This window comes from Anaerotignum sp. MSJ-24 (genome assembly GCF_018918145.1).
Classification (GTDB): domain Bacteria; phylum Bacillota; class Clostridia; order Lachnospirales; family Anaerotignaceae; genus Metalachnospira.
The window spans coordinates 113,362-139,978 of record NZ_JAHLPX010000011.1 but is presented as its reverse complement, the minus strand read 5'-3'; the positions used below and the strand labels follow the sequence as shown (position 1 = coordinate 139,978).

Below are 26,617 nucleotides of genomic sequence, written 5' to 3'. Positions count from 1 at the left end.
TTAGTTCTGTTCGTTGAGAAGAGCTACCTTAGATTCATTTCGGTATGTTACAATGTAATTTCCTTTCTTAAGGTTTTTGATTGTATATTTACCGTGCTTATCTGTCTTTGTTGTTCTTACAACTTCATTTCCTAAATAGTCTGTTCCTGTAAGAGTTACCTTAGCATACTTGATAACACGACCGCTATTGAATCTTACAACACCTGTTACATAGTAGTATTTGTTTAAGAGTGTGTACTTAACCTGAACACTGCCTGTGTAGTTGCCAGCACCGTTTACTGTTGCTGTTGCTGTTCCGGGTTTTAAGTTATCAGCATATTCGATTACGAACTCAGGAATTGAGTAATCAAGGATCTTCTTTGTTACTTTATCGTATACGACAACTTTGTAGCCTTCTTTTTCGGAACCGTCAAGAAGAACCGGTGAACCTGTACAATCAATTTCTACAAGCTTTTCAGGATTATAATCTGTCTGGTTACCGTTTGCATCCTCTAATACTACTACAAATCTGTTAGTGTCGGAAATGTCAGCTGCCTTGATTTCGAATTCAAGCTCAACGGGCTCTGCCTTACAATATTTGTAGCTGCTATATGTAGGATAAGCATATTTCTGTGAAACTGTTACTTTGTATGTTCCGGCATTTAAAGGTAAACCTGCATCGTCAAGCTTAGCATTTTCGCTTACTGCTGTGTATGTTATATCAACAGGGTTAGCTTCTAAATCAACAGCTTCTTTTGTTGCATTGTCTGTTATTGTAATTTCGGGTTTAATTCCCTGACCGTTGTATACATATTCTCCTGTGATAGCTGCCTCAAACTGGTTAAGGTGCCATGCAGCGTCAAGAGTGATGTTTTCTGTTACAGGTGTTGTTGCAACATCGAATGCTGTACCGTCAAGATACCAACCGTCGAATGTGTAACCAACAACTTCTGTATGTGTTGCATCGGGTACTGCATCTGCAGGGATTACATCGCCGTAGTAAATATTGATGGGAACTGTTTCGTTTGTTCCGCCACCAACCATCCAATCCTTAACAATATTGAATGTAATTGTTACGATTGCTCTGTCCCACTTAGCATATACTGTTGTATCTGCTGTTATAGGTGTATTGAAGTCGAAAGGTGTTGTAAGTGCTTCATCAGCAAACCAATTTACGAATACATAACCTACCCTTGTAGGATCTACCTCAGGTCTTGTTGCAAGTCCTTTGTATACAACGTCCTGAGCAGCGATTTCTGAACCGCCGTTTGTATTGAATGTTACGATATAGTGTCTGAGAACCTTAGCGCAGTATGTTACTTCTCCTGTTGCTATTACGCCCTCGATTGTTACAGCTTCCTGACCTGCCTGAACCTTACCGAATTCTTCTACTGTGTACCAGCCAAAGAACTCATCAGTATCTCTAAGCACTACGCCAAGATCTTCTGCTGTAGGTAATTCAACCTTACCATATTCGTCTACTTCGATAGTCTTTGCTCCGATTGTTGCAGCATAGTTATCATTCTCGTAGATCTGGAATGTAATTTCTGCATAATACTTAGCATAGAGTGTTACGCTTTCTTTGATAGGTGAATTGTCATATGGTACTGTAAGGTCTTCGTCAAGGTACCAGCCTCTGAACTTAAGACCGTCTTTAACTGCTTTTCTAACATCATTAACTGCTGTGCCGTAAGGAAGTTTTTCGTGTGTTATTTCGTTACCCTTTGAATCAACAACTAAAGTATCACTGAGATCTGCTACCTTACCGCCGTTTGTAACGTAAGTTACTGTTACACCTGTTATCTCCCAAAGAGCATAAAGTGTAGAGTCTGATTCCATTAAATACTTGTCACGAGGTTTAACAAGTGTATCGGGGTTATCTTTTTCTGTTGTCCAGCCGATTAACTTAGCACCGTCTCTTGAAACCTGTGAATTTGTAAGAAGCTCGCCGTATTCAGCGCCGTAAGCAATACTTCTTGTTTCCTTTGCACCGTCAACAAATACTCCGCCGTTAGGGTCGTAGTTGATTATGTAAGTATTTAATGTCCATTTAGCTGTGATGATTGTATCGTGATATACAGGTGACTCAAAGTCATATGCCCAACCGTCAAATGTATATCCTGTTCTTGTAGGGATTTCAGCAGGCTCTGCTACCTTCTTGCCATAGTTTACGATTACTGTTGAAGGTTCGGGCATATTTTCAGCCTTAACGCCTTCGCCTGCACTGAATGTTACTTTGTAGCCTTCAGAAAGCTTACCATAGAATTCTACCGGTTCTGTTACAGAATATGCGACGATTATATCATCCGGATTAGTATTATCAAATGTATAATCTACAACCTTCTGGATGTTTGCCCATGTTTCTGCATTATACCAGCCATAGAATGCTTTACCGTCGTTTTCATATGTAGCCTTAATTGCCTGAAGATCAATCTCTCCCCCGATAGGTACGAATACTTCGGATACCATAGGTTTGATTGCTAAATCTGTGTATACGTTTAATGTTACTTTTGTAAGAACCTTGCCGTAAAGTGTTGTTTCATCAGCTGTGAATGTCTGTTTTGCAAAATCAACCTTATCTGTGCACTCTTCATCATTGTACCAACCGTCAACTCTGTATTCCTCGCCGTTGATTGTTACTGTAGGTGCAACTGTAGTTTCGCCATATTTAATTATCTGTCTTTCGATTTCTGCAATTACTTCTTTGCTGAGGTCATTTGCGTTTACAAGTTTATAGTTGATTACTATGTCTCTTGCTTCCCATTTAGCAACAAATTCTGTGTCCTCAGTAATAGTGAATGTATCAAGATCGATATCCTCGCCATTTACTGTCCAGCAAACGAACTGATATTTATCTCTTGTTGGAACGCTTAATTCGCCAAGCTTGCTGCCTGAAGCATATAATGTATCGGCAGGCATATTTTCAGCCTTAACGCCAACACCAGCTGAGAATTTAGCTTTAAGCATTTCTGTCTGCATACCGTAGTATGTTGCAGGTGCTGTTACCACATCGCTAACTTCTTTACCTGCAATGTCGTCGAATGTCATATCTTCGCCGGCTGCAACCTGTTCCCAATCAGCCAGTGTATACCAACCGTATGTAGGTGCTTTTGTTGCTAACTTGCCTTCGCCGGTAGAAATCTTAAGAGTTACCCACTCATCAATAACTTCCGGTGTTGTAAAGTCGCCGTTCTTAAAGAGATTTAATGTTACAAGAACATTCCATTTTGCTTTAAGAGTAGTGTCCTTATCAAATGTAGTATCAGCAGATACCTTTGTTGTTCCGTCGTACCAGCCTTCAAGCTGATAGCCTTCTGCTACGTTTTCAACTGCAACATCACCGAAAGGTGTGTCCTTTGTGATTTTCATAGGCTCAAGCTTATCGCCGTGAAGCACGTTTTCAAATGTAAGAGTTACCGCATTTGCATCTGTTACCTTCATAGCAAATAATCTATATGTGCCGTTTGAATATTCAACAGAATCGATATCGTTGAAATCAACTGTAGGTGCTCCGTTTTCAAAAGCAGCTATTCTTGTAGCAAAGTCTTCTGTATAGTTTGCAACCCAAACGGGTCTTGAATACCATTTGTAAACCTTGTCGAATTCTGTTGCAGTAACAGTTCCGTCGAATATAGTATTAAGGTAATCTTCAATATCTTCTCCCTCAGGAATTTCTACTACATCCTTAGCTGTTATTTTGCTGCCTTCAAATGTATCAACGTAGATATTGTATTCAACAGAAATAGTGTAGCATGCCTTGAGAGTGATATCCTCTGTTATAGGTGTACCAAAATCAAATGCTTCATCTGCAACATTGCCCTGTTCGTCTACAACATACCAACCTATGAAATTACGATGTCCCTTATCCGGATCGAGCGGTTTTCCTACTGTTTCGCCATCTTTAACTTCTTTGGTTTTTAATTCATTACCGTTATTTGCATCAAATGTGACTGTGTGTACTTCAGCCCATTTTGCAACGAACTTAAGATTGCTTGTTATTTCTATTCTTGTATCATCATCTATAACTGCTTCACCATGGGCGTTAACAAGTAAGCCTGAAGATGTTGCCGGAAGTGTGGTAAAAAGGTCGCCGCCTGAAGTGTAAATATCCCAACCGTCAAATTTATAGCCTTCTTTTTTCATATTGCTACCGGAAGGAGTATCAATTTGATAACCTGCTACAATATCTTCAGGATCTTTACCGTCTTTGTTGCCCCATTTTCCACCGTCAAAGTCGAATGTTGCCACATAATTAGTCTTTTTGTAGCCTGCATAAAGCTCAAGCTCGCTGTTAACAACGATACTATTGATGTCAGCGATTTCAGTTAAACCGCCTGCAGAATAATCTTCGTACCATTTATCAAATTCATAGCCTTCGATTTCGGGAGCTTCGGGTACTGAACCGCCTTTTTCTACATACTCCTCAAAGTCTGCACCTATAGTTGTGAATGTACCATCTGTATTATATACGCCGGGCTTAATTGTTACTTTATAGGAATCCTTTTCCCATCTTGCAACAAGGTTTGTGTCCTCTGTAAATGCCTGTTTTCCACCGTCAACCTTTGTGTCTGTTCCGTCGATATACCATCCTAAGAAAGTATGGTCCACATACTGCATATAGCTATCTTCAGGAATCCAAACAGTCTTTTCTCCGGGTGTAGCCGTTTTGTTGGGCCATGTAGTATACTCAGTTAAAGCACCTGTTTCATCATTAGTCCAAACAGAACCACCGTTAAGATCGAATGTTACTGTTATAGGGCCGCCGACTTTCCATATTGCTGTGAATGTAGTATCTTCTTCTAAATTATTGTACCAACCGGTATCAACCACAACACCTTTGTCTGTTTCCCAATAGTCAAAAACCATTCCATCGGTACGTTTCATCTGTTCAGCTGTAGGAAGCCAAACTCTTTCGCCCTTAGTTACGGTTGTGGGAATCCATTCATCAAATGTATTACCCGTTTCAAGATCGGTAACTGTACCGCCGTTAAGGTCGAATGTAGCTGTTACCTCTTCATCCTCAACTTCTTCATAAGTCATAGCAATGTAGCCAAGTCTGAGTTTAGCTTTAGTGAACTTATACTCTGTTCCTCTTCCTTTAAGCATCTTTTTAACGTTGCCGTCGTCACCGTTGAAGTACTTGAGTACAAGCTCATCCTCTGCAACATCTGAGTCAATAAGACCCTTATCCTTTAATTCATTATAAATTGCTTCTTCGTCCGGCTTTGTTTTTCCGTCAGGAAATGTAACGTCAAGCTCTTCGTAATCCGATATACCTGTAGCAGTTGTACTATATGCACGGATTTTGTAATTAGCATCAGCCGCAAAAGCAACGCTCGGTACCATTGCCAGAACCATAATCACTGACATTATGATACTGAGAACTCTTTTTCTACTCATCTTAATTCCCCTTTCACAATATATTTTCTAAATTACAGTTATTTTTTAGTATCATCCCACCTTTACCTTATTTCTGTTTGCTAACTATCTGTAAATCAGCTTACTCCAAAGCGTCTTATATTTAAACAAAAGTCTAAATTCATATGCTTTATGATTTGCCAAATATGCACTATAATATTATCATTTTATATCAGTAAAATAAATGTATTCTGCCTAATCGGAAGTTAATCGGCGTAAGTAGGAACTACAATCAGCCTTCTCCTGTCATCATCAAAGCACCTGTTGTTTCTAAGCATTTGTAGTATCCTTATCAGTTATGTATTCTATGTACTTATCTGTATAAGGTCTGTAATTATTTTTACTGATTCTGACCTTTATACCGTTGTCAAGCTCAAATTCATATCTTTTAAAGCTTACTATGCAGTCCATGTTTACGATATAGCTGCTGTGGCATCTCAAAAATCTTGAATCAAGCTGTTTTTCGAGCTTAGACAAATTTCCACGGCAATTAAACACATTGTTGTCGGAAAGATGCAATGTCATATCCTTGTTTATAATGTCTATATACTTTATATCCGAATATGATATGTTATACCTTTTACCCTCATTGTTTTTTATCACAATTCCATGCTTCATATCATCGTTCTTGGATATAAATACAGATAATGTGCGTTCTATTTCGCCTTTACTGTATGGCTTTACAATATACGAAAGTGCCGAGCATTCATATCCCGACTGCCAGTTTTCGGAACTGTCGGCAAGAAAAACAACATCTGTGTCATATTTATCCGCACGCAGTCTTTTTATAAAGGCTATTCCGCTTTGTTCGTCAATTTCTGTCTTAATGAATATTAAGCCATACTTTTTAACAAACAGCTTTCTGTACAAGCTCTTATATGAGTCGGCAATATCAATAACACATTGCCTTTTTTTGCTCTTAACAAAGGCTTTAATAAGTGCACATAATCTGGCAGACATTTCCTTGTCCTTGTCACAGATTATTATATTGTACAATGTGCTTCACCTCCCCCAAAAATCATTCCCCAAAATGTACAAGTTATATATTAATGTACCCTATATTTTACAATAAGCAAAATTTATCTTCAATAATTTCAATGTAAGCGGTCATTTTTTGACGTAAGTGGTCATCTGTTCGATTTTTTCTTGAAAAAGTCAGTAAATCAATTATACTAATATATAAATAGTGATATTTTTGTAGTTATTGGAGGAATTACTTTGAATATAGCTATAATTGACGATCTAAGAGAAGACATTATGCTGACAGAAAAATATATCAGAAATTATTTCACAAATTATCACTCATCAATTAAACCGGATATTGATTTGTATAGTTCCGGAGAAGATTTTCTTGACAGCTTCAAGCCTAATAAATATGAAATAGTATTTATCGATATTTATATGAACGGCATTACCGGAATACAGACGGCAAAGGAGATTTTTAAAGAAGACAAATCCGCATGTATCATATTTCTGACAACAAGCAATGAGCATTATGCCGAAAGCTTTTCCGTACAGGCGGTTTATTATATATTGAAGCCTGTTTCCAAAAACGAGACTGTCTTTAAAGAAGCTCTTGATTTCTGTATGACCCGTCTTGCTTTGGACGATAAGGCACTTGAAATAAAAAACGGTAACTTTTCCGCAAATATATTATTCAAGAACATAATATATATTGAAAGTGAAATTGGGGAAACTTTCTTGCATATCAATAATCATGGGCCGGTTCCTGTTCCGGGAAAGTTCACGGAATATGCTAATAAGCTAAAAAATGATGAGCGTTTTATAGAAATATACAGAAATCTCTATATAAATCTTGACTATGTAAAGAAATTTAAGGACGACACCGTAATACTCAAAAACGATGAGGTTCTGCCGGTTGCCCGAAGAAGAAAAACAGCCGCACTTAACAGCTTTACAGATTACTGTATCTGGAAAGGAGCATCTTCAAAATGAGTTTCTTCCTTTATATAGTTGCGGTTATACTTGTTCATGTTCCCGGCGTTGTTATAAGGCTCGTTCCTTTTTATAACCGTACCGACCATAGGCTGAGAGTAAAGCTTTACGGCTTTTATGCACTATACATACTCATTGAAATAATCGCCTGCATGATAATATATCCTCATCTGAATATGACGCTTACGGAGTTTAAGCTCATATTGATGGTCGGAAATATGGCATTGTTCCTAATCAATGTCTTTTGTATTCACAACGGCTCACAGCAATTATTTATCGGTTGGGTAGCGGCAAGTATTATACAATGTATGTTCAGCATACCTGCGGTTGTCGTTGACCGTTTGTTTCCGACTTCCGCCATGGCAATTCAATGCTTTATATTTGCAGTAGCTCTCGTTATTGAATTTTTGATAATAGCCTATCCGCTGTATAAGAATTTCTGTCCGATGATCAGAACTATGCTCCGGTCATCTGAAAGCTACAACTGGTCACATTCATGGTTGCTGCCATTTTTCATTTATGCATCGTCCTTTGCATACACGCTTTTTTCCGATTGGTCTACATTGGAGCTTGTTGTCGGAAGAATACTCTGTATGATAGCATCAATTCTTTCATTCAAAACGCTGACAGACAGAATAAATGAGTATGAGGAGCGTAATGAATTGCAGCATAACACACACCTTCTCAAGGTTCAGGTTTCTTCAATGAACCAAAATATTGCCAATATTCAGGACAGCCAGAACAGAATAAGAATTCTCAGACACGATATGCGTCACAGAATACAGCTTATGAATACGCTTTTGGCAAATGAAAATTATGAAGAAATAAAAACAATTCTCAGTGAATTAAATACAGAGCTTGATGAAACAGTGATAACCACCTATTGTGTAAATCCTGTGCTTAATGCGGCTATCTCGGCATATGTTGAGCGTGCCAAGGAGGAAGGCTTTTCTGTCAATGTGCATATTTCATTGCCGGATAAGCTTCCGGTCGATGCAACCCAGCTTGCCGTTGCAATATCAAACGCTTTAGATAATGCAATACATGCCGGTATGGCTGAAAACGAGAAAAAGCTTGAATTAATATCAAGCTATAACAGCACCTGCATTACGGTAATCATTAAAAACACATTCAACGGAAATGTAGAAATCGGAGATGACGGTCTTCCCGTTCCAACCAAAAATTCAGACGGAGAGCATGGTATAGGCATACGTTCGATAATTGCCTTTGCCAATGCAAATAATGCCGACTTTACATATTCGGTTGAAAACAATCAATTTATTGTAAGACTTATAATTTGGAATGAATAAAACAAAACCCTATGAGATTTCTCCCATAGGGTTAAATTTTTTAAACAAATCAAATTTGCAAATTTCGGCTTATATCTTAGAGTTCTGCGTTATTCTTAGGGCCGGGTGTTGCAACAATAACCTTTTCGGGTGTCACGATAAGTGCGCCCTTAGCCGTTACCTGTCCCTTGAACATTTCATCAGCCATAGCCTTGAATTTGTCAACGATAGGGCCTTCTGTTATGTACTCGCCTTTACCTTTAACCTGGAATGCTGTCATTCCCTTTGAGCCGCCTGTTGCGATTGTAACATTGCCGTTTGCAGCTACGTTTTTAAGTGTATGGTCAAGGAATACTGCACCAACTGCAAGCTTTCCGTCCTCTGTAACTGCCTTGAAGCCTACAGGAACAACATTTACATCTGCGCCGCTTGTGCCGACCCACCATAAAGGCTCATTGTTTAAAAGTTCTACTACCTTTGCATCAAGTTCTTTCATAATTTATTCCTCCTTAATATTATTGTTTTATCATTTTTATCTATTGCTTCCTTACGTAACTAATAATAATAAATATAATAAATATTTTCAATATATTAAGAAATCTATTAGGTACTAATATTTTTATTAGTTGGTTTTCGTTATTTAATCTTTCGTTATTTAATCTTTCGTTAATCGTTTTTTATTAATTATCTTTCCTTTTAATTATTTCTCTGCTAACGCCATATCACTGTCCCTTTTGTAATCACATTTACAGCACATCGAGTCATAATCCAGCTCATCATGGTATACATAATCCGACCATTCACATATTTTGTACAATATCGGTAATATACTTCTGCCGTTCTTTGTCAGATTATATTCAACTCTCGGTGGCATTTCATTATACTGGATTCTATCAACAATGCCGTCATTTACAAGTTCCTTCAGCGTTGCCGCAAGAACCGTATCAGTTATATTGGTCATTTGTTTTTTTATTTCGCCGTAACGTATATTTTCATTTCTGCTTACCACGCAGATAATTCTTGTTTTCCACTTTCCGCCGAAAACATTCATTGCATATTCCAGCGGACATCGTATATCCTTATCGAGCTTCGGTTTATACATAGCGCCTACCTCCGGTTAAAATCCTTATTTTTATATAATTATAGCACAAAAAAGGCAGTCCGCAAGGACTGCCTTAGAATAAACTATATTATATTCAAAAGTTAAAATTACTCAAGAATTTCAACAACTGAACCAGCGCCTACTGTACGTCCGCCTTCACGGATAGCGAAACGAAGACCCTTTGACATAGCTACATGTGTGATAAGTTCAACTGTCATTTCAACGTTGTCACCAGGCATGCACATTTCTGTTCCTTCAGGAAGTGTGATAACACCTGTAACGTCTGTTGTTCTGAAGTAGAACTGAGGTCTGTAGTTGTTGAAGAAAGGTGTATGACGGCCACCTTCATCTTTGCTTAATACGTAAACCTGAGCTGTGAATTTTGTATGAGGTGTGATTGAACCGGGTTTAGCGAGAACCTGTCCTCTTTCGATTTCGTTTCTCTGGATACCACGAAGAAGGCAACCGATGTTGTCACCAGCCTGAGCCTGATCAAGAAGCTTTCTGAACATTTCAACACCTGTTACAACAACCTTACGGATTTCGTCTGAAAGACCAACGATTTCAACTTCGTCAGATACTTTAACAACGCCGCTTTCAACTCTACCTGTAGCAACTGTACCACGGCCTGTGATTGAGAATACGTCCTCAACAGGCATAAGGAAAGGTTTATCAACGTCACGTTCAGGTACAGGGATATATTCTTCAATAGCGTTGAAGAGGTCGATGATTGTATCTCCCCATTTGCCGTTAGGATCCTGAAGAGCCTGGTAAGCTGAACCTCTGATGATGGGAATATCATCTCCGGGGAATTCATACTCGTTAAGAAGCTCTCTGATTTCCATTTCAACAAGGTCAAGAAGTTCTTCGTCGTCAACCATATCACATTTGTTCATGTATACAACGATGTAAGGAACACCAACCTGACGAGCAAGAAGGATATGCTCTCTTGTCTGAGCCATAGGACCATCTGTTGCAGCAACAACGAGGATAGCACCGTCCATCTGAGCAGCACCTGTGATCATGTTCTTTACATAGTCAGCATGGCCAGGGCAGTCAACGTGAGCGTAATGTCTGTTGGGTGTTTCATACTCAACGTGAGCTGTTGAAATTGTGATACCTCTTTCTCTTTCTTCGGGAGCCTTGTCGATGTTATCGAATGCAACGTCCTCGCCTAAGCCATATCTAGCATGAAGTACGCTTGTGATAGCAGCTGTTAAAGTTGTCTTACCATGGTCAACGTGACCAATAGTACCAATATTCATATGGGGTTTGGTTCTTTCAAATTTCTGCTTTGCCATTTAAAAATTTCCTCCTTATATTTGTTTGTCGAAGAGTTATTAGCAATATTGCCAATCTAAGAAATATTATATTAAAAAACTCTTGTATTTGCAATAACAATTTGTAATCTACTTACAATTAGTTTGCTTTTCTGCCTTCAAGAACTTTTTCCTGAACGCTCTTAGGGCACTGTTCATAATGGTCAACTTCCATTACGTAGTTACCACGACCCTGTGTCTTAGAACGAAGGTCTGTTGAATATCCGAACATCTCTGCAAGAGGAACGAATGAATGAATGATCTGAACGCCGTTTCTTGCTTCCATACCTTCAATACGTCCACGTCTTGAGTTGATATCACCGATAACATCGCCCATGTATTCTTCGGGAACTGTTACAGTAACCTTCATAACGGGCTCGAGAAGTACAGCGTCACCCTTCTTCATAGCTTCCTTGAATGCAAGTGAACCGGCAATCTGGTAAGCCATTTCTGATGAGTCGACATCATGGTATGAACCATCATATACTTCAGCCTTAACACCAACTACGGGGTAACCGCCGAGGATACCGCTCTGCATAGCGTCCTGGATACCTTTATCAATAGCAGGGATGTATTCCTTGGGAATAGCACCGCCGACTACGCTGTTTACGAATTCATAGCAATGTTCGGGATCAGTACCAATAGGATAGAATCTAACCTTACAATGACCGTACTGTCCACGACCGCCTGACTGACGAACAAACTTACCTTCAACGTCTACGTCCTTAAGGAAAGTTTCTCTGTAAGCAACCTGAGGTTTACCTACGTTAGCTTCTACCTTGAATTCACGGAGAAGACGGTCAACGATAATTTCAAGATGAAGCTCGCCCATACCTGAAATGATTGTATCGCCTGTTTCAGGGTTTGTATATGTCTTGAATGTAGGGTCTTCCTCTGCAAGCTTAGCAAGCGCAATACCCATCTTATCTCTGCCTGCCTTTGTTTTAGGCTCGATAGCAACTGAGATAACGGGTTCGGGGAATACCATAGATTCAAGGATAACTTCGTGATCTTCATCACAAAGAGTATCACCTGTTGTAGTGAATTTTAAACCAACAGCAGCAGCGATATCTCCTGAGTAAACTCTTTCGATTTCCTCTCTGTGGTTAGCGTGCATCTGAAGGATACGTCCGATACGCTCTTTCTTAGCCTTAACTGAGTTATATACATAAGAACCTGAATCAAGAGTACCTGAATAAACTCTGAAGAAAGCAAGCTTTCCTACGAAGGGGTCATTCATGATCTTGAATGCAAGTGCTGAGAAAGGCTCTGTATCTGATGAATGTCTTTCAGTTTCTTCGCCTGTTACGGGGTCAACACCCTTGATTGAAGGAATGTCAGTAGGTGCGGGCATGTATTCAACAACACCGTCGAGCATCTTCTGAACACCCTTGTTTCTGTAAGCTGAACCGCAGAATACGGGAACAAGCTCACAAGCGATACAAGCCTTACGAAGTGCAGCCTTAAGCTCTTCTTCTGTAATTTCTTCACCGCCGAGATATTTTTCAAGAAGCTCTTCATCTGTTTCAGAGATAGCTTCAATCATCTTTTCTCTGTATTCTTCTGATACGTCTTTATATTCATCGGGAATTTCTTCCTCGTCAATATCTGTACCTGTCTGGTTTTCGTAGATGTAAGCTTTCATCTTCATAAGGTCGATGATACCTACGAAATCATTTTCAGCACCGATAGGAAGTGTAACAGCTACGGGATTGCAACCAAGTCTGTCAACGATTGACTTCATTGAGCCGAAGAAGTTAGCACCCATAATGTCCATCTTGTTGACAAAGATCATACGAGGTACGTTGTAGTTATCAGCCTGTCTCCAAACAGTTTCTGTCTGGGGCTCAACGCCGCCCTTAGCATCAAGAACACATACTGAACCGTCGAGAACACGGAGTGAACGCTCAACTTCTACAGTGAAGTCAACGTGTCCCGGTGTGTCGATGATGTTGATTCTATGATCTTTCCAGTGGCATGTTGTTGCAGCTGAAGTAATTGTGATACCTCTTTCTTTCTCCTGATCCATCCAGTCCATTGTTGCTGTACCTTCATGGGTATCACCAATTTTGTAGTTACGGCCTGTGTAGAACAAGATACGTTCTGTCAGAGTAGTTTTACCAGCATCGATATGTGCCATAATACCAATATTTCTGGTTCTGGCAAGTGGATACTCTCTCTCTGCCACGTTTATTCCTCCTTTATTTTGTCATGCAGCCATGTGCATGTTCTGCACACAGCTGCCTAATATACTTAATGTCAAATTACCACTTGAAATGTGAGAAAGCTTTGTTTGCTTCTGCCATCTTGTGTGTTTCTTCTTTCTTTTTGCAAGCTCCGCCGGCGTTGTTGATAGCGTCGAGGATTTCGCCCGCAAGACGTTCTTCCATAGTCTTTTCGCCACGTTTTCTGCTGTAAAGTGTGAGCCATCTAAGACCTAATGTACGTCTTCTTTCAGGTCTGATTTCCATAGGTACCTGATATGTTGCACCACCAACACGGCGAGCCTTTACTTCGAGAACAGGCATAATGTTGTTAAGTGCCTCTTCAAAAGCCTCAAGGGGCTCTTTTCCTGTCTTTTCTGCTACTCTGTCAAACGCACCATAAACTATCTTTTCAGCTACACCCTTCTTACCGTCAAGCATGATGCTGTTGATAAGCTTTGTTACAAGTGTGCTTTTGTACATAGGATCAGGTAAAACTTCTCTTTTTGCTACATGTCCTTTTCTTGGCACGATTCTTCCCTCCTTAATAAATATATTCTCTCATCGGTACTCGCACACCCCGAAGGTGTACGTCCATGCCTAATACTCAATATATAAATGCAATACGCAGAATGTATTGTCGTATAAGGCATTACTTAATAAATCAAATTAATTACTTCTTACCAGCCTTGGGACGCTTAGCGCCGTATTTTGAACGAGACTGCATTCTGTTAGCAACACCTGCTGTATCAAGTGTACCTCTAACGATATGGTAACGAACACCGGGTAAGTCTTTTACTCTACCGCCTCTGATAAGAACAACGCTATGTTCCTGAAGGTTGTGACCTTCACCGGGGATATAAGCTGTAACTTCGATACCGTTTGTAAGACGAACTCTGGCAATCTTTCTTAAAGCTGAGTTAGGCTTTTTAGGTGTAGATGTTTTAACAGCTGTACAAACACCACGACGCTGGGGGCAAGAAATGTCTGTTGCCTTCTTCTGAAGAGAGTTAAGACCTTTCTGGAGAGCAGGAGCAGTTGATTTCTTCTCTACTGTCTGTCTGCCTTTTCTAACTAACTGATTAAATGTTGGCATTATAGTGCACCTCCTTATAAAATTAATACTTTTCTGCCATTGCAAATCTTTTTGCATTTAATATCCGAAAGCACGCACTTCACCTGTTTTCAGACACCGTATTAGTCTATCATTTAAGTAATTAAATGTCAATACAATTTCGACTTTTTTTGAAAACCTCTTTATTTCTTAATAAATTAGTGTTTCCGGACTTCTTTTTTCTTTTTTTACATTATATATACCGGTTCTTTCCGTCACCCGTTTACAAACGGTTATTATTGTCAGTTGAAATCAAATTTATTCATACTGCATTTTTATATATAACCTATTGGTTTGATAGATTTTGTAATTTCAAACTTTTGGGCATATTATACGTAAAAAATTCAAGTTAAGTCAAAATCACAACGGAAATTGACCTTCTTTCGCTCAAAAACATAATATGTACACTGTTTTGCTACGGAGGACACGGTATAGCTTTAAGTCCGAAAATATACAAATTGACCACATAAATGGCCCTACAAATTGCAATGTATTGTGTTAATTTGTATACTTTTTTATGATAATCAAGCATTATTTTACATTTTCCCCCATATCCAATACTCATTTGGTAATAAAGCATAAAAATAGGTTGTATTTTTTGCAGTACCTATGATTAATTTTTATACCGATTGTTTATATTAAGAAACATTGTCCATGATATAAAGACAATATAGCTTTTTACTCTGTTTTTAGTGCGTGAGTGAAAAACTTTCGGTAATTTAGTTTATTTACTAAAAAAATTTAATTAAGTATAATATAGACAAATAAAACGATAACTTAATAAACGGAGGTATTAATAATGATTTCACTTGAAATGCTTTACGACGCCAAAAATGTTTTAAAAGACATCGTAAGACTCACACCACTCTCACCCGCACCCGGAATCGGTGACGGTATCTACATTAAATCAGAAAATCTTCAGCTTACAGGTTCTTTCAAATTAAGAGGTGCTTCTTACAAAATCCACTCTCTTACTGAAGAAGAAAAAGCTAAAGGTGTTATTGCATGCTCAGCAGGAAACCATGCTCAGGGCGTTGCTCTTTCAGCAACAATGAGCGGTATCAAATCAATCATCTGTATGCCAGCAGGCGCTCCCCTTGCTAAGGTAGAGGCTACAAAGAACTACGGCGCAGAGGTTGTTCTTGTTCCCGGCGTATATGATGACGCATATGCAAAGGCTGTTGAACTCACAAACGAGCATGGCTATACATTCGCTCATCCCTTCAATGACGAAAGAGTAATCGCAGGACAGGGTACTATCGGTCTTGAAATTCTTGAACAGCTTCCCGATGTTGACCAGATCGTTGTTCCCATCGGTGGCGGCGGACTTATCAGCGGTATTTCATTCGCAGTTAAGTCAATCAAGCCCAGCTGCAAGATCATCGGTGTTCAGGCAGCAGGTGCTCCCAGTATGTATGTTTCTCGTCAGAACGGCGAGCCTACAGAGCTTGAATCAGTATCAACTATCGCTGACGGTATCGCTGTTAAGAAACCCGGCGATCTTACATATGAGCTTTGCAGCAAATATGTTGATGAAATCGTAACAGTTTCAGAGGACGAAATCGCTTCTGCTATCCTTAAGCTTATGGAAGCTCAGAAGACTGTTGCAGAAGGCGCAGGTGCTGTTCCCGTTGCTGCTGTTATGTTCGGAAAGGTTAAGACAGAAGGCAAGAAGACAGTTTGTGTTGTATCAGGCGGTAACGTAGACGTAACAACACTTTCAAGAATTATCACAAAGGGTCTTTCAAAATCAGGTAGAATGTGCGAAATCACAACTAAGGTTCTTGATAAACCCGGTCAGCTCATCAACCTTCTTGACATTGTATCAAAGACAGGTGCTAACATCATCAGAGTTAACCATTCAAGAGAAGCTAAGCTTTCAGACGTTACACACTGCGTAGTAACAATGGCTCTTGAAACAAGAAATCCCGAGCACGTTGAAGAAATCAGAAAAGCTCTCGTAGCCGGTGGATATGAAATCATTGAATAAAAACATTAACTAAAAACATACATTATATTATTAAGGAGGAAAGGCTGTAATTGGTATACAGTTACAGCCATATAAATATGGGAAACGAAAATAAGAAAAAACTTGGCTTACTGCCTAAACTAATTATTGCTATCGTATTAGGTATCGTAGTCGGTAACATTGCTAAAGCAGTAAACTTACCTATTATCATTGAACTTGGTGCAACATACAACAGTATCTTCGGTAACTTCATAAGCTTCTGTATTCCGCTTATCATTATCGGCTTTGTTGTTCCCGGTATCGCAGACCTCGGAGAAGGCGCCGGAAAAACTCTTGCTATCACAGCTCTTGTAGCTTATGTTTCAACAATCATTGCAGGTTCATTTGCATTCTGCGTTGACAAGGCTGTATTTCCTTCATTCCTTAAGGTTGGTTCAATCGTTCTTGACAATGCTGCTAACGCAGAAGAAACAATGCTTTCAGGACTTTTCACAATCGAAATGCCTCCTGTCATGGGCGTTATGACAGCTCTTCTTATGGCTTTCATCTTAGGTCTTGGTATTTCAATAACACAGAGCAACAACCTTAAGACAGTATTCCACGAGTTCGCTAACATCGTTGAAAAGCTCGTAGGCAGCATCATTATTCCTCTCTTACCTATCCATGTTTACGGTATCTTCGCTAACATGACATACACAGGTACAGTAGTAGAAATTATGTCAGTATTCATCAAGGTATTTGCACTTATCATTGTAATGCATATTATCATTATCTTATTCCAGTACTTCATCGCCGGTACAGTTTCAAAGAAGAATCCTTTAAAACTTGTAAAGAACATGATTCCTGCTTATGTAACAGCTATCGGTACACAGTCATCAGCTGCAACAATCCCCGTAACAGTTGAGCAGACAAAGAAAAACGGTGTTAGTGCTAAAATTGCTGAATTCGTTTGCCCTCTTTGTGCAACAATTCATCTTTCAGGTTCAACAATCACACTTACAAGCTGTGCAATCGCTATCATGATGCTTAACGGCTGGGAAGTAAGCTTCATGCAGATGCTTCCTTTCATCCTTATGCTTGGTATAACAATGGTTGCAGCTCCCGGTGTTCCCGGTGGTGCTGTTATGGCAGCTCTCGGTATTCTTGAATCAATGCTTGGCTTCAACGAGCCTATGCTTACACTTATGATTGCTCTTTACATCGCACAGGACAGCTTCGGAACAGCTTGTAACGTAACAGGCGACGGTGCTATTGCAGTATTCATGGATGCAATCACAGGCAAAAAAGAAAAACAGGCTAACTAATTAATACAACAATAATCTCTTAAAAAGGCAATCCGAAAAATCGGATTGCCTTTCTCCTTTTTTGCAAAACACCTAATGGCTTTGCCCTTAAACCCACAAGCCTTTAAAATTGTCAGAACTTTGCTATGCAAAGCTGCCTGTGGCAGCCGCATCATATTCAGAACTTTGCTTCGCAAAGCGGTCTGCGACCGCCGCATCATGGTCAAAGCATTTTGCTACGCAAAACGGTCTGCGACCGCCCCGTTTTCTTCGGGGTGCATACTTTGCGGTTCATTAGCGTCAGCGGTCTTCGCTGTTTTTGACTGCCCCGTTTTTCTTCGGGGTGCATACTTTGCGGTTCATTGCTTGACCTAAATTTTATTGAAAATCATTTTAACAAATGATTTTCGGACACTGACTATTTATTTTTCCAAAACTACATTCAAAGAATGTAGTTAATCAAAGTTTGGATTGAACCTTTTCAAAGGTTCATAGGGTTTGGGGCAAAGCCCCAAGGTTTGTTCCTTTATACTTACGCTCTCTCCCATTTGCCGTCTGCGTTCTTCTCCAGCACCGGCTCATAGCAGTTGGTGTTTCGGTATACCGCTATCATTTCCGTGTCCTCATCAAGCTGAATTGTGTACTCGTCCTTAGCCCCTATAGTACCGTTAAAGCCTCCGAAGGCATAATATCCGTCCAGATAAAGATGACCACCATGCTGCTGACATTCAGCCACTTTTCTTATATGTCCGGAAGATGTCTCAACCTTGATCGTCATTTCCGTTCCGTCAGTCGAAACCGAATAATCGGTAATATCCGCATTCCCGTTTTTAAAATATCCCGGTGCGATAATGCACACTCCTGCCAGTATTATAATAACCGCCGATATGGTCAATTTACGTCTTTTCATATAATCATCTCCCGTAATATAGTCTTTTTTCAATCATAGCATATTACCTTTCTAAACGCAAACAGACATAAAAATAAGCTGCCTGCATAGCAGACAGCCCTATAATGTAAACATAATTATTTTGTACAGCGGAAGGTATTAGGAAACAAAGAGTTTCCTAAGTGGAATCCATACTGTCATGACTTTTGCTTTGAAAAAGCAAAAGCGGCTTTGCCGCCGCACTGTCTTGTGCGGTCAATAGACGGGATTCACTCCCGTCGAGGAGAATAGCGAGTTTCAAGGCTTTTTTAGCCGATGGAATGAGCTATTCATGCTTCTGTTTAAACAAGTCGAAATCCTGATTTCGACTTAGGTGTCGATACGACACCTTTAAGCTTATTCTTCTGTTGTTGTAACAGGTTCTTCATTAGGTTCGGCATTTTCTTCAACGTCAATGTCGTCCTCGGCATAGATGTCGTCTTCCTCACCGGAATCAATTTCAACATTTCTGTATCTTGCCATACCTGTACCGGCAGGAATAGGCTGACCGATGATAACGTTTTCTTTAAGACCGTTAAGAGGATCGACCTTGCCCTTGATAGCAGCTTCTGTAAGAACTCTTGTTGTTTCCTGGAATGAAGCGGCTGAAAGGAAGGAATCTGTAGCAAGTGATGCCTTTGTGATACCGAGAAGAACTCTTGTGCCTTTTGCAGGCTCTTTGCCTTCTGCCTCAAGTGCTTCATTTGTGTTTTCAAATGTAAGCCAGTCTACAAGGCTTCCGGGAAGGAAATCTGTATCACCGATTTCTTCAATCTTAACTCTCTTAAGCATCTGACGAACGATAACCTCGATATGCTTATCGTTGATTTCAACACCCTGTAATCTGTAAACTCGCTGAACCTCCTGGATCATGTAATCCTGAACGCCTCTGAGTCCCTTAATCTTAAGAATGTCATGAGGATTTACAGAACCTTCTGTAATCTCGTCACCGGCTTCGATTACGTCGCCGTCATATACCTTGATTCTTGAGCCGTAAGGTATAAGGTAATCCTTAACCTCGCCTGTTTCGTTGTTTGTGATTGTAACCTCACGTTTTTTCTTATTATCTGTAACTGATACAGTACCGCCGAATTCTGAGATGATGGCAAGTCCCTTAGGCTTTCTTGCCTCGAAAAGCTCCTCAACTCGAGGAAGACCCTGTGTGATGTCGTCTCCGGCAATACCACCGGTATGGAATGTACGCATTGTAAGCTGTGTACCGGGCTCACCGATTGACTGAGCGGCAATGATACCAACCGATTCACCGATTCTTACCGAACGGCCGCTTGCCATGTTTGCGCCGTAGCACTTAGCACAAATACCGATGTTTGAACGGCATGTAAGAACTGTTCTTATAAGAACGCTCTTAATTCCGGCCTTCTCAACCTTTTCTGCCATATCGGGAGTAATCATTGTGTCGGCAGGAACAATAATCTCGCCTGTTTCGGGATCTACAATATCTTTGACTGACCAACGGCCTCTTAATCTGTCCTGAAGACTTTCGATAACTTCGTTTCCGTCAACGAAAGCACTTACCCAAAGACCGGGTGCTTCCTTGCCTTCCGGTGTACAATCCCATTCACGGATAATAATATCCTGTGAAACGTCAACAAGACGTCTTGTAAGATAACCTGAGTCGGCTGTACGGAGAGCTGTATCTGTAAGACCTTTACGAGCACCATGAGCGGAAATGAAGTACTCAAGAACCGAAAGACCTTCACGGAAGTTAGACTTGATAGGGAGCTCGATGATACCACCCGAAGGGTTAGCCATAAGTCCTCGCATACCTGCAAGCTGTTTAATCTGGCTGTTAGAACCACGGGCACCAGAGTTAGCCATCATGAAGATGTTGTTGTATTTACCAAGACCTGCAAGAAGTGCATCTGTAATCTTGTCGTTGGCAATGTTCCATGTTTCGATAACCTTGTTATGACGTTCATCGTCTGTCATGAAACCACGTTTATATTTCTTTGTAATCTTTTCAACCATTTCCTCGGCTTCGGCAAGGTATTCCTTCTTCTGCTTAGGAATTTCCATATCGGAAATTGAAACTGTAAGTGCTGCCTTTGTTGAATACTTGTAACCGAGTGATTTAATCTTGTCAAGCATATCGGCTGTTTCGGTAGCACCACGCTTATTGATACATTTGTTGATAATCTTTCCGATACCCTTCTTATCAACAAGGAAATCTATTTCATATCTGAACTTATCCTCGTCCTTTGTTCTGTCTACATAGCCAAGGCACTGGGGAATAGCTTCGTTGAATATAATTCTTCCGACTGTCGTTACAACTACTCTTGTTTCTTCAACACCGTCAAATGTAAGTGTTCTTCTTACCTTAACAGGCTCATGGAGAGAAACCTCATGGTTTTCGTATGCAAGAATAGCCTCTCTTTCATCTCTGTAAAGCTTATACTGAAGGTATTTAACGGGATTGCCGTCACCGTCAAGTATAGGGTTGCCGTCTGCATCTGTTTCGATAACCTCTTTAACAAGCTCCTCCTTGCAGAGTGTAAGATAGTACATACCGAGGATCATATCCTGTGTAGGTACTGTTACGGGAGCACCGTCCGAAGGCTTGAGAAGGTTATTGGGTGAAAGAAGAAGGAAACGGCATTCTGCCTGTGCCTCAACAGAAAGAGGAACATGGACAGCCATCTGGTCACCGTCGAAGTCAGCGTTGTATGCTGTACATACGAGCGGATGAAGCTTAATTGCACGGCCTTCAACAAGTACAGGCTCAAATGCCTGGATACCAAGTCTATGAAGTGTCGGTGCACGGTTAAGCATAACCGGATGCTCTTTGATAACGTCTTCAAGGACGTCCCAGACCTCTGTCTGGAGTCTTTCAATCATTCTCTTTGCAGACTTAACATTGTGTGCAAGTCCCTTTTCAACAAGCTGCTTCATAACGAAGGGCTTGAAAAGCTCGATAGCCATTTCCTTAGGAAGACCGCACTGGAAAATCTTAAGCTCAGGGCCTACAACGATAACCGAACGTCCCGAATAGTCAACACGTTTACCGAGAAGGTTCTGACGGAAACGTCCCTGTTTACCCTTAAGCATATCGGAAAGTGACTTAAGGGGTCTGTTTCCGGGGCCTGTTACAGGTCTGCCTCTACGGCCGTTGTCGATAAGTGCGTCAACTGCCTCCTGAAGCATTCTCTTTTCGTTTCTTACGATAATATCGGGAGCACCGAGCTCGAGAAGTCTTTTAAGACGGTTATTTCTGTTTATAACTCTTCTGTAAAGGTCGTTAAGGTCGCTTGTTGCAAAACGTCCGCCGTCGAGCTGGACCATAGGTCTGATGTCGGGAGGAATAACCGGTACTGCATCAAGAATCATCCATTCGGGCTTGTTGCCTGAAAGTCTGAATGACTCAACAACCTCAAGTCTTTTGATTATTCTGATTTTTTTCTGGCCTGTTGTGTTGGCAAGCTGCTTCTTAAGCTCTTCTGAGTCTTTTTCAAGGTCGATAGCGCAGAGAAGCTCCTTGATAGCCTCGGCACCCATTCCTACACGGAATGTGTCGCCGTACTTTTCAAGCATATCTTTATATTCTCTCTCTGAAAGAAGGTCCTTTTCGTGAAGACCTGTGTCGCCCGGATCAAGAACAACATAGCTTCCGAAATAGAGTACCTTTTCAAGAGCCTTTGGTGACATTGAAAGGATAAGTCCCATACGGCTGGGAATACCTTTGAAATACCATATATGTGATACAGGTGCGGCAAGCTCAATGTGTCCCATACGTTCACGTCTTACCTTTGATTTTGTAACCTCAACGCCGCATCGGTCACAAACAACACCTTTGTATCTTATTCTTTTATATTTACCGCAGTGGCACTCCCAGTCCTTTGTAGGTCCAAATATTCTTTCGCAGAAAAGACCGTCTCTTTCGGGCTTAAGAGTTCTGTAATTTATTGTTTCGGGTTTCTTTACTTCACCATGACTCCATTCACGAATCTTTTCCGGAGAAGCCAAGCCGATTTTAATTGAATCAAATACTATGTCATGCTCTGTATTCTGCTGCATTTAACATTCTCCCTTCTTAGTTCTCGTCATCAAGTCCGTCGAAATCTCCTTCTAAATCATCTTCATAGTCGAAATCATCTTCATGGTCGGAACTGTTTCCGAAAATCATATCAATGGCGTCATTAAGGTTGCCTTCTTCCTCTGTATAACCGTCGGAATTTTTGTTAATATCGTTTACAACCTGCATATCAAGGTTTTCGCCTATTTCGTCATCATCAATGGATTCCTTAATTTCAACCTCTGTTGAGTCGGCTCTGAGAACTTTAATATCAAGGGCAAGTGACTGAAGCTCCTTAAGGAGAACCTTGAATGATTCGGGAACTCCGGGTTCAGGAATATTTTCACCCTTAACTATTGATTCGTATGTCTTAACACGTCCTACAACATCGTCCGATTTAACCGTAAGGATTTCCTGAAGTGTGTATGCTGCACCGTAAGCCTCGAGTGCCCAAACCTCCATCTCACCGAAACGCTGGCCGCCGAACTGTGCTTTACCGCCGAGAGGCTGCTGTGTAACAAGTGAGTAAGGACCTGTTGAACGTGCATGGATTTTATCATCAACAAGATGATGGAGCTTCAAGTAGTGCATGAAGCCGATTGTAACTCTGTTGTCGAAGGGCTCGCCCGTACGTCCGTCACGAAGCTGAACCTTACCGTCACGACTGAGCTTAACTCCCTTCCACTCTGCTCTGTGATCTCTGTTTTCATAGAGCTCATCATATATATCACCCTGAAGGAGAGGCTTCCATTTTTCGGAGAATTCCTCCCATTCGGTATTAACGTAATCGTTTGCCATTTCAAGTGTATCCATGATGTCAACCTCGTCAGCACCGTCGAATACAGGTGTAGAAATCTTCCAGCCGAGAGCCTTAGCCGCAAGTGAAAGATGTGTTTCAAGGACCTGACCGATATTCATACGAGAAGGAATACCAAGGGGATTAAGAACTATATCGAGAGGACGGCCGTTTTCAAGGAAAGGCATATCCTCAACGGGAAGAACTCTCGAAACAACACCCTTGTTACCATGACGTCCGGCCATCTTGTCACCAACGGAAATCTTACGTTTCTGTGCAATATATACACGGACAAGCTGATTTACGCCGGGGCCGATGTCGTCGCCGTTTTCTCTTGTAAATATCTTAACGTCAACAATGATACCGGATTCACCGTGAGGAACTCTGAGTGATGTATCTCTGACCTCTCTTGCCTTCTCGCCGAAGATTGCACGGAGAAGTCTTTCCTCTGCCGTAAGCTCTGTTTCACCCTTAGGTGTAACCTTACCTACAAGTATATCGTTCGAACGAACCTCTGCACCTACACGGATAATACCTCTTTCGTCAAGGTCACGGAGTGCGTCCTCGCCTACGTTAGGAATATCTCTTGTAATTTCTTCGGGTCCGAGCTTTGTATCTCTTGCTTCTGCTTCAAATTCTTCAATATGAACAGATGTGTAAACGTCCTCCTGAACGAGCTTTTCGCTGAGAAGAACGGCGTCCTCGTAGTTATAACCTTCCCATGTCATGAAACCGATAAGAGGATTTTTACCGAGAGCAAGCTCTCCGTTGCTTGTTGATGCACCGTCCGCAATAATACGTCCTGCTTCAACTCTTTCACCCTTATTTACAATAGGTCTCTGGTTAAGACATGTTCCCTGGTTACTTCTCTGGAACTTGATAAGATGATATACATCTCTCTGTCCTTCGTCGTTTTTGATAACAATTTCGTTTGCGCTGAGCTTTTCAACAACGCCGCCTTTTTTAGCAACAATGGCGATACCTGAGTCCTTTGCTGCCTTGTATTCCATACCTGTTCCTACGATAGGAGAATCCGTTGTAAGAAGAGGCACAGCCTGACGCTGCATGTTAGATCCCATGAGCGCACGGTTAGCATCGTCGTTTTCAAGGAAAGGAATAAGCGCAGTAGCAACGGAAACCATCTGCTTGGGCGAAACGTCCATAAGCTGAACTTCCGTTCTGTCTACTTCGATAATATCGTCACGATGACGTCCTGTAACCTTCTTATGTGCAAAATGTCCATCGGGAAGAAGAGGCTCGTTGGCCTGAACTACGTTGTAGTTTTCCTCTTCATCGGCTGTAACATATCTTACTTCGTCTGTAACAACGGGCTCACCGTTTTCGTCCTTAACGATTACTCTGTAAGGAGCTTCGATAAAGCCGTATTCATTGATTCTTGCGAATGTTGCAAGTGAGTTGATAAGACCGATGTTAGGACCTTCGGGTGTCTCGATGGGGCACATTCTTCCGTAATGTGATGAATGTACGTCACGAACCTCGAATCCGGCTCTTTCTCTTGAAAGACCGCCCGGGCCGAGTGCCGAAAGACGACGCTTATGTGTAAGCTCGGAAAGCGGATTGTTCTGGTCCATGAACTGTGAAAGCTGTGAGCTTCCGAAGAACTCCTTAATTGCGGCAGTTACAGGTCTTACATTGATAAGTGCCTGAGGTGTTGCATTCTCCATATCCTGGATTGTCATACGCTCACGAACAACTCTTTCCATTCTTGAAAGACCTATTCTGAACTGGTTCTGGAGAAGCTCGCCTACCGAACGGATACGTCTGTTTCCGAGGTGGTCAATATCGTCCACATTGCCATAGCCATAGTCAAGGTGCATTACATAGTTGATAGAAGCCATAATGTCCTCAACTGTGATATGGATAGGAATAAGCTCATGGTGTTTAGCCTTAACGGCAGCCTTGATTTCGTCTGCGTTTTCGCAGCTTTCAAGTATTTCGCAAAGAACAGGATAGTAAACCTTTTCCTTAACGCCGAGCTCCTGAGCCGTAAGACCGTATTCAGCAACGAAAGGCTCGATGGAAACCGCTCTGTTTGAAAGGATTTTGATTTCTCTGCCTTCTTCGTTTCTGATAATGATTCCGGCAACACCTGTATCCTGGATTGTTTCAAGAATAGCCTGTGAAAGCACTGTGCCTTCCTCTGCAACGATTTCGCCTGTCATAGGATCAACAACAGCCTCTGCAAGCACAGCACCGCTTACTCTTGTCTTGAGAGCAAGCTTTTTATTGAATTTGTATCTACCAACCTTTGCAAGGTCATATCTCTTGGGATCGAAGAACATACCTCTGAGAAGGCTCTCTGAGCTTTCTACTGTGGGAGGCTCGCCGGGACGAAGCTTTTTATAAAGCTCAACAAGACCTTCTTCATAGCTCTTGCTTACGTCCTTTTCGATTGTAGCAAGGATTTTGGGTTCTTCACCGAAAAGTTCGATGATTTCCGCATCGGAGCTTACTCCGAGTGCTCTTATGAGAACAGTAACGGGAACCTTTCTTGTTCTGTCCACACGAACGCTGAATACATCGTTTGAATCTGTTTCATATTCAAGCCATGCGCCTCTGTTGGGGATAACCGTTGATGAAAGAAGCTTTTTACCAAGCTTATCAAATTCCGATGCGTAATAAATACCGGGTGATCTTACGAGCTGGCTGACGATAACTCGTTCAGCACCGTTGATTATGAATGTGCCGGTATCTGTCATAAGAGGGAAATCGCCCATGAATATTTCCTGATCCTTGATTTCCTCTGTTTCTTTATTAATAAGTCTTGCTCTTACCTTGAGTGCAGCAGCATATGTTGCATCTCTTTCCTTACACTCTTCAAGTGAATACTTGGGTGTTGAATCAAGTGTAAAGTCAGTGAACTCAAGCATAAGGTTTCCGTTGAAGTCTGTAATAGGAGAAACATCCTCAAACACTTCCTGAAGGCCTTCGTCAAGGAACCATTTGTAGCTGTTCTTCTGGACTTCAAGAAGATTCGGCATTTCAAGAACTTCTTTAATTCTTGAATAGCTTTTTCTTTTCATCTCGCCCATTTGAGCCGAGTGAATTCTGTTTTTTTCCATAAAGCCACCCCTTAAAAATGATAGACGCTAACAAGTAAAAATCTCATATAAAAAAAGTAAGAACTGCCCGAACAAAGTCAACACAATTACCTCCCAACCTTTGATCAGCCGGAGGTAAAAAGTTCACAAAATTCAGGAAATTCTATC

The 26,617-nt window shown here is 41.0% G+C and carries 15 protein-coding genes; 4 read left to right on the top strand and 11 right to left on the bottom strand.

Annotated features, from left to right (window positions below):
• A complete protein-coding gene (locus tag KQI66_RS10925; protein WP_216429433.1) occupies positions 1-5,379 on the bottom strand; it encodes an InlB B-repeat-containing protein in 5,379 nt (1,792 codons plus the stop codon).
• A gap of 288 nt (positions 5,380-5,667) precedes the next feature.
• Positions 5,668-6,393, bottom strand: a complete 726-nt coding sequence (locus tag KQI66_RS10920; protein ID WP_216429432.1) for a LytR/AlgR family response regulator transcription factor — start codon at positions 6,391-6,393, stop codon at positions 5,668-5,670.
• Positions 6,394-6,615: 222 nt separating this feature from the next.
• Between KQI66_RS10920 and KQI66_RS10915 the strand changes: the two genes are divergently transcribed.
• Together KQI66_RS10915 and KQI66_RS10910 are read left to right on the top strand one after the other, a co-directional pair.
• Complete coding sequence (locus KQI66_RS10915; protein WP_216429431.1) at positions 6,616-7,353, top strand: LytR/AlgR family response regulator transcription factor; 738 nt, start codon at positions 6,616-6,618, stop codon at positions 7,351-7,353.
• Entirely contained in the window at positions 7,350-8,663 is a 1,314-nt protein-coding gene (locus KQI66_RS10910) for a sensor histidine kinase (RefSeq protein WP_216429430.1), read from the top strand. The genes KQI66_RS10915 and KQI66_RS10910 overlap by 4 nt, the downstream gene beginning before the upstream one ends.
• A gap of 76 nt (positions 8,664-8,739) precedes the next feature.
• Here the strand turns inward: KQI66_RS10910 and KQI66_RS10905 are convergent, their stop codons facing one another.
• The 6 genes from KQI66_RS10905 to rpsL form a co-directional block, all read right to left on the bottom strand.
• Positions 8,740-9,138 carry a pyridoxamine 5'-phosphate oxidase family protein gene (locus KQI66_RS10905; RefSeq protein WP_216429429.1) on the bottom strand — a complete coding sequence of 133 codons (399 nt, stop codon included), beginning with the start codon at positions 9,136-9,138 and terminating at the stop codon, positions 8,740-8,742.
• 204 nt (positions 9,139-9,342) lie between these two features.
• Entirely contained in the window at positions 9,343-9,744 is a 402-nt protein-coding gene (locus KQI66_RS10900) for a winged helix-turn-helix transcriptional regulator (protein WP_216429427.1), read from the bottom strand.
• 107 nt (positions 9,745-9,851) lie between these two features.
• Positions 9,852-11,045 carry an elongation factor Tu gene (tuf, locus tag KQI66_RS10895; protein WP_216429425.1) on the bottom strand — a complete coding sequence of 398 codons (1,194 nt, stop codon included), beginning with the start codon at positions 11,043-11,045 and terminating at the stop codon, positions 9,852-9,854.
• A gap of 118 nt (positions 11,046-11,163) precedes the next feature.
• The gene (fusA, locus tag KQI66_RS10890; protein WP_216429423.1) at positions 11,164-13,251 is read right to left on the bottom strand and encodes an elongation factor G; all 2,088 of its coding nucleotides are present in this window, start codon (positions 13,249-13,251) and stop codon (positions 11,164-11,166) included.
• Between the two features lie 76 nt (positions 13,252-13,327).
• The gene (gene rpsG, locus KQI66_RS10885; RefSeq protein ID WP_216429421.1) at positions 13,328-13,798 is read right to left on the bottom strand and encodes a 30S ribosomal protein S7; all 471 of its coding nucleotides are present in this window, start codon (positions 13,796-13,798) and stop codon (positions 13,328-13,330) included.
• Positions 13,799-13,940: 142 nt separating this feature from the next.
• Entirely contained in the window at positions 13,941-14,363 is a 423-nt protein-coding gene (gene rpsL / locus KQI66_RS10880; RefSeq protein ID WP_216429419.1) for a 30S ribosomal protein S12, read from the bottom strand.
• Between the two features lie 817 nt (positions 14,364-15,180).
• On the opposite strand from rpsL, the gene ilvA reads away from it, so the two are divergent.
• Both ilvA and KQI66_RS10870 read left to right on the top strand, forming a co-directional pair.
• Positions 15,181-16,371: a threonine ammonia-lyase gene (ilvA, locus tag KQI66_RS10875; RefSeq protein ID WP_216429411.1), complete on the top strand. Its 1,191-nt coding sequence runs from the start codon at positions 15,181-15,183 to the stop codon at positions 16,369-16,371.
• 50 nt (positions 16,372-16,421) lie between these two features.
• Entirely contained in the window at positions 16,422-17,654 is a 1,233-nt protein-coding gene (locus KQI66_RS10870; protein ID WP_330655129.1) for a dicarboxylate/amino acid:cation symporter, read from the top strand.
• Positions 17,655-18,165: 511 nt separating this feature from the next.
• Here the strand turns inward: KQI66_RS10870 and KQI66_RS10865 are convergent.
• The 3 genes from KQI66_RS10865 to rpoB form a co-directional block, all read right to left on the bottom strand.
• Entirely contained in the window at positions 18,166-18,543 is a 378-nt protein-coding gene (locus KQI66_RS10865; protein ID WP_216429409.1) for a hypothetical protein, read from the bottom strand.
• A gap of 375 nt (positions 18,544-18,918) precedes the next feature.
• Complete coding sequence (gene rpoC, locus KQI66_RS10860) at positions 18,919-22,593, bottom strand: DNA-directed RNA polymerase subunit beta' (protein ID WP_216429408.1); 3,675 nt, start codon at positions 22,591-22,593, stop codon at positions 18,919-18,921.
• Between the two features lie 16 nt (positions 22,594-22,609).
• Complete coding sequence (gene rpoB / locus KQI66_RS10855; RefSeq protein WP_216429405.1) at positions 22,610-26,470, bottom strand: DNA-directed RNA polymerase subunit beta; 3,861 nt, start codon at positions 26,468-26,470, stop codon at positions 22,610-22,612.
• Positions 26,471-26,617: the final 147 nt, after the last annotated feature.

What these genes read in the sequence shown, in the direction of transcription:
- tuf (WP_216429425.1), bottom strand. Translation starts at nt 11,045, where the DNA reads ATGGCAAAGCAGAAATTTGAAAGAACCAAACCCCATATGAATATTGGT.
- KQI66_RS10925 (WP_216429433.1), bottom strand. Translation starts at nt 5,379, where the DNA reads ATGAGTAGAAAAAGAGTTCTCAGTATCATAATGTCAGTGATTATGGTT.
- rpsL (WP_216429419.1), bottom strand. Translation starts at nt 14,363, where the DNA reads ATGCCAACATTTAATCAGTTAGTTAGAAAAGGCAGACAGACAGTAGAG.
- KQI66_RS10910 (WP_216429430.1), top strand. Translation starts at nt 7,350, where the DNA reads ATGAGTTTCTTCCTTTATATAGTTGCGGTTATACTTGTTCATGTTCCC.
- KQI66_RS10865 (WP_216429409.1), bottom strand. Translation starts at nt 18,543, where the DNA reads ATGAAAAGACGTAAATTGACCATATCGGCGGTTATTATAATACTGGCA.
- rpoC (WP_216429408.1), bottom strand. Translation starts at nt 22,593, where the DNA reads ATGCAGCAGAATACAGAGCATGACATAGTATTTGATTCAATTAAAATC.
- ilvA (WP_216429411.1), top strand. Translation starts at nt 15,181, where the DNA reads ATGATTTCACTTGAAATGCTTTACGACGCCAAAAATGTTTTAAAAGAC.
- KQI66_RS10905 (WP_216429429.1), bottom strand. Translation starts at nt 9,138, where the DNA reads ATGAAAGAACTTGATGCAAAGGTAGTAGAACTTTTAAACAATGAGCCT.
- KQI66_RS10900 (WP_216429427.1), bottom strand. Translation starts at nt 9,744, where the DNA reads ATGTATAAACCGAAGCTCGATAAGGATATACGATGTCCGCTGGAATAT.
- rpoB (WP_216429405.1), bottom strand. Translation starts at nt 26,470, where the DNA reads ATGGAAAAAAACAGAATTCACTCGGCTCAAATGGGCGAGATGAAAAGA.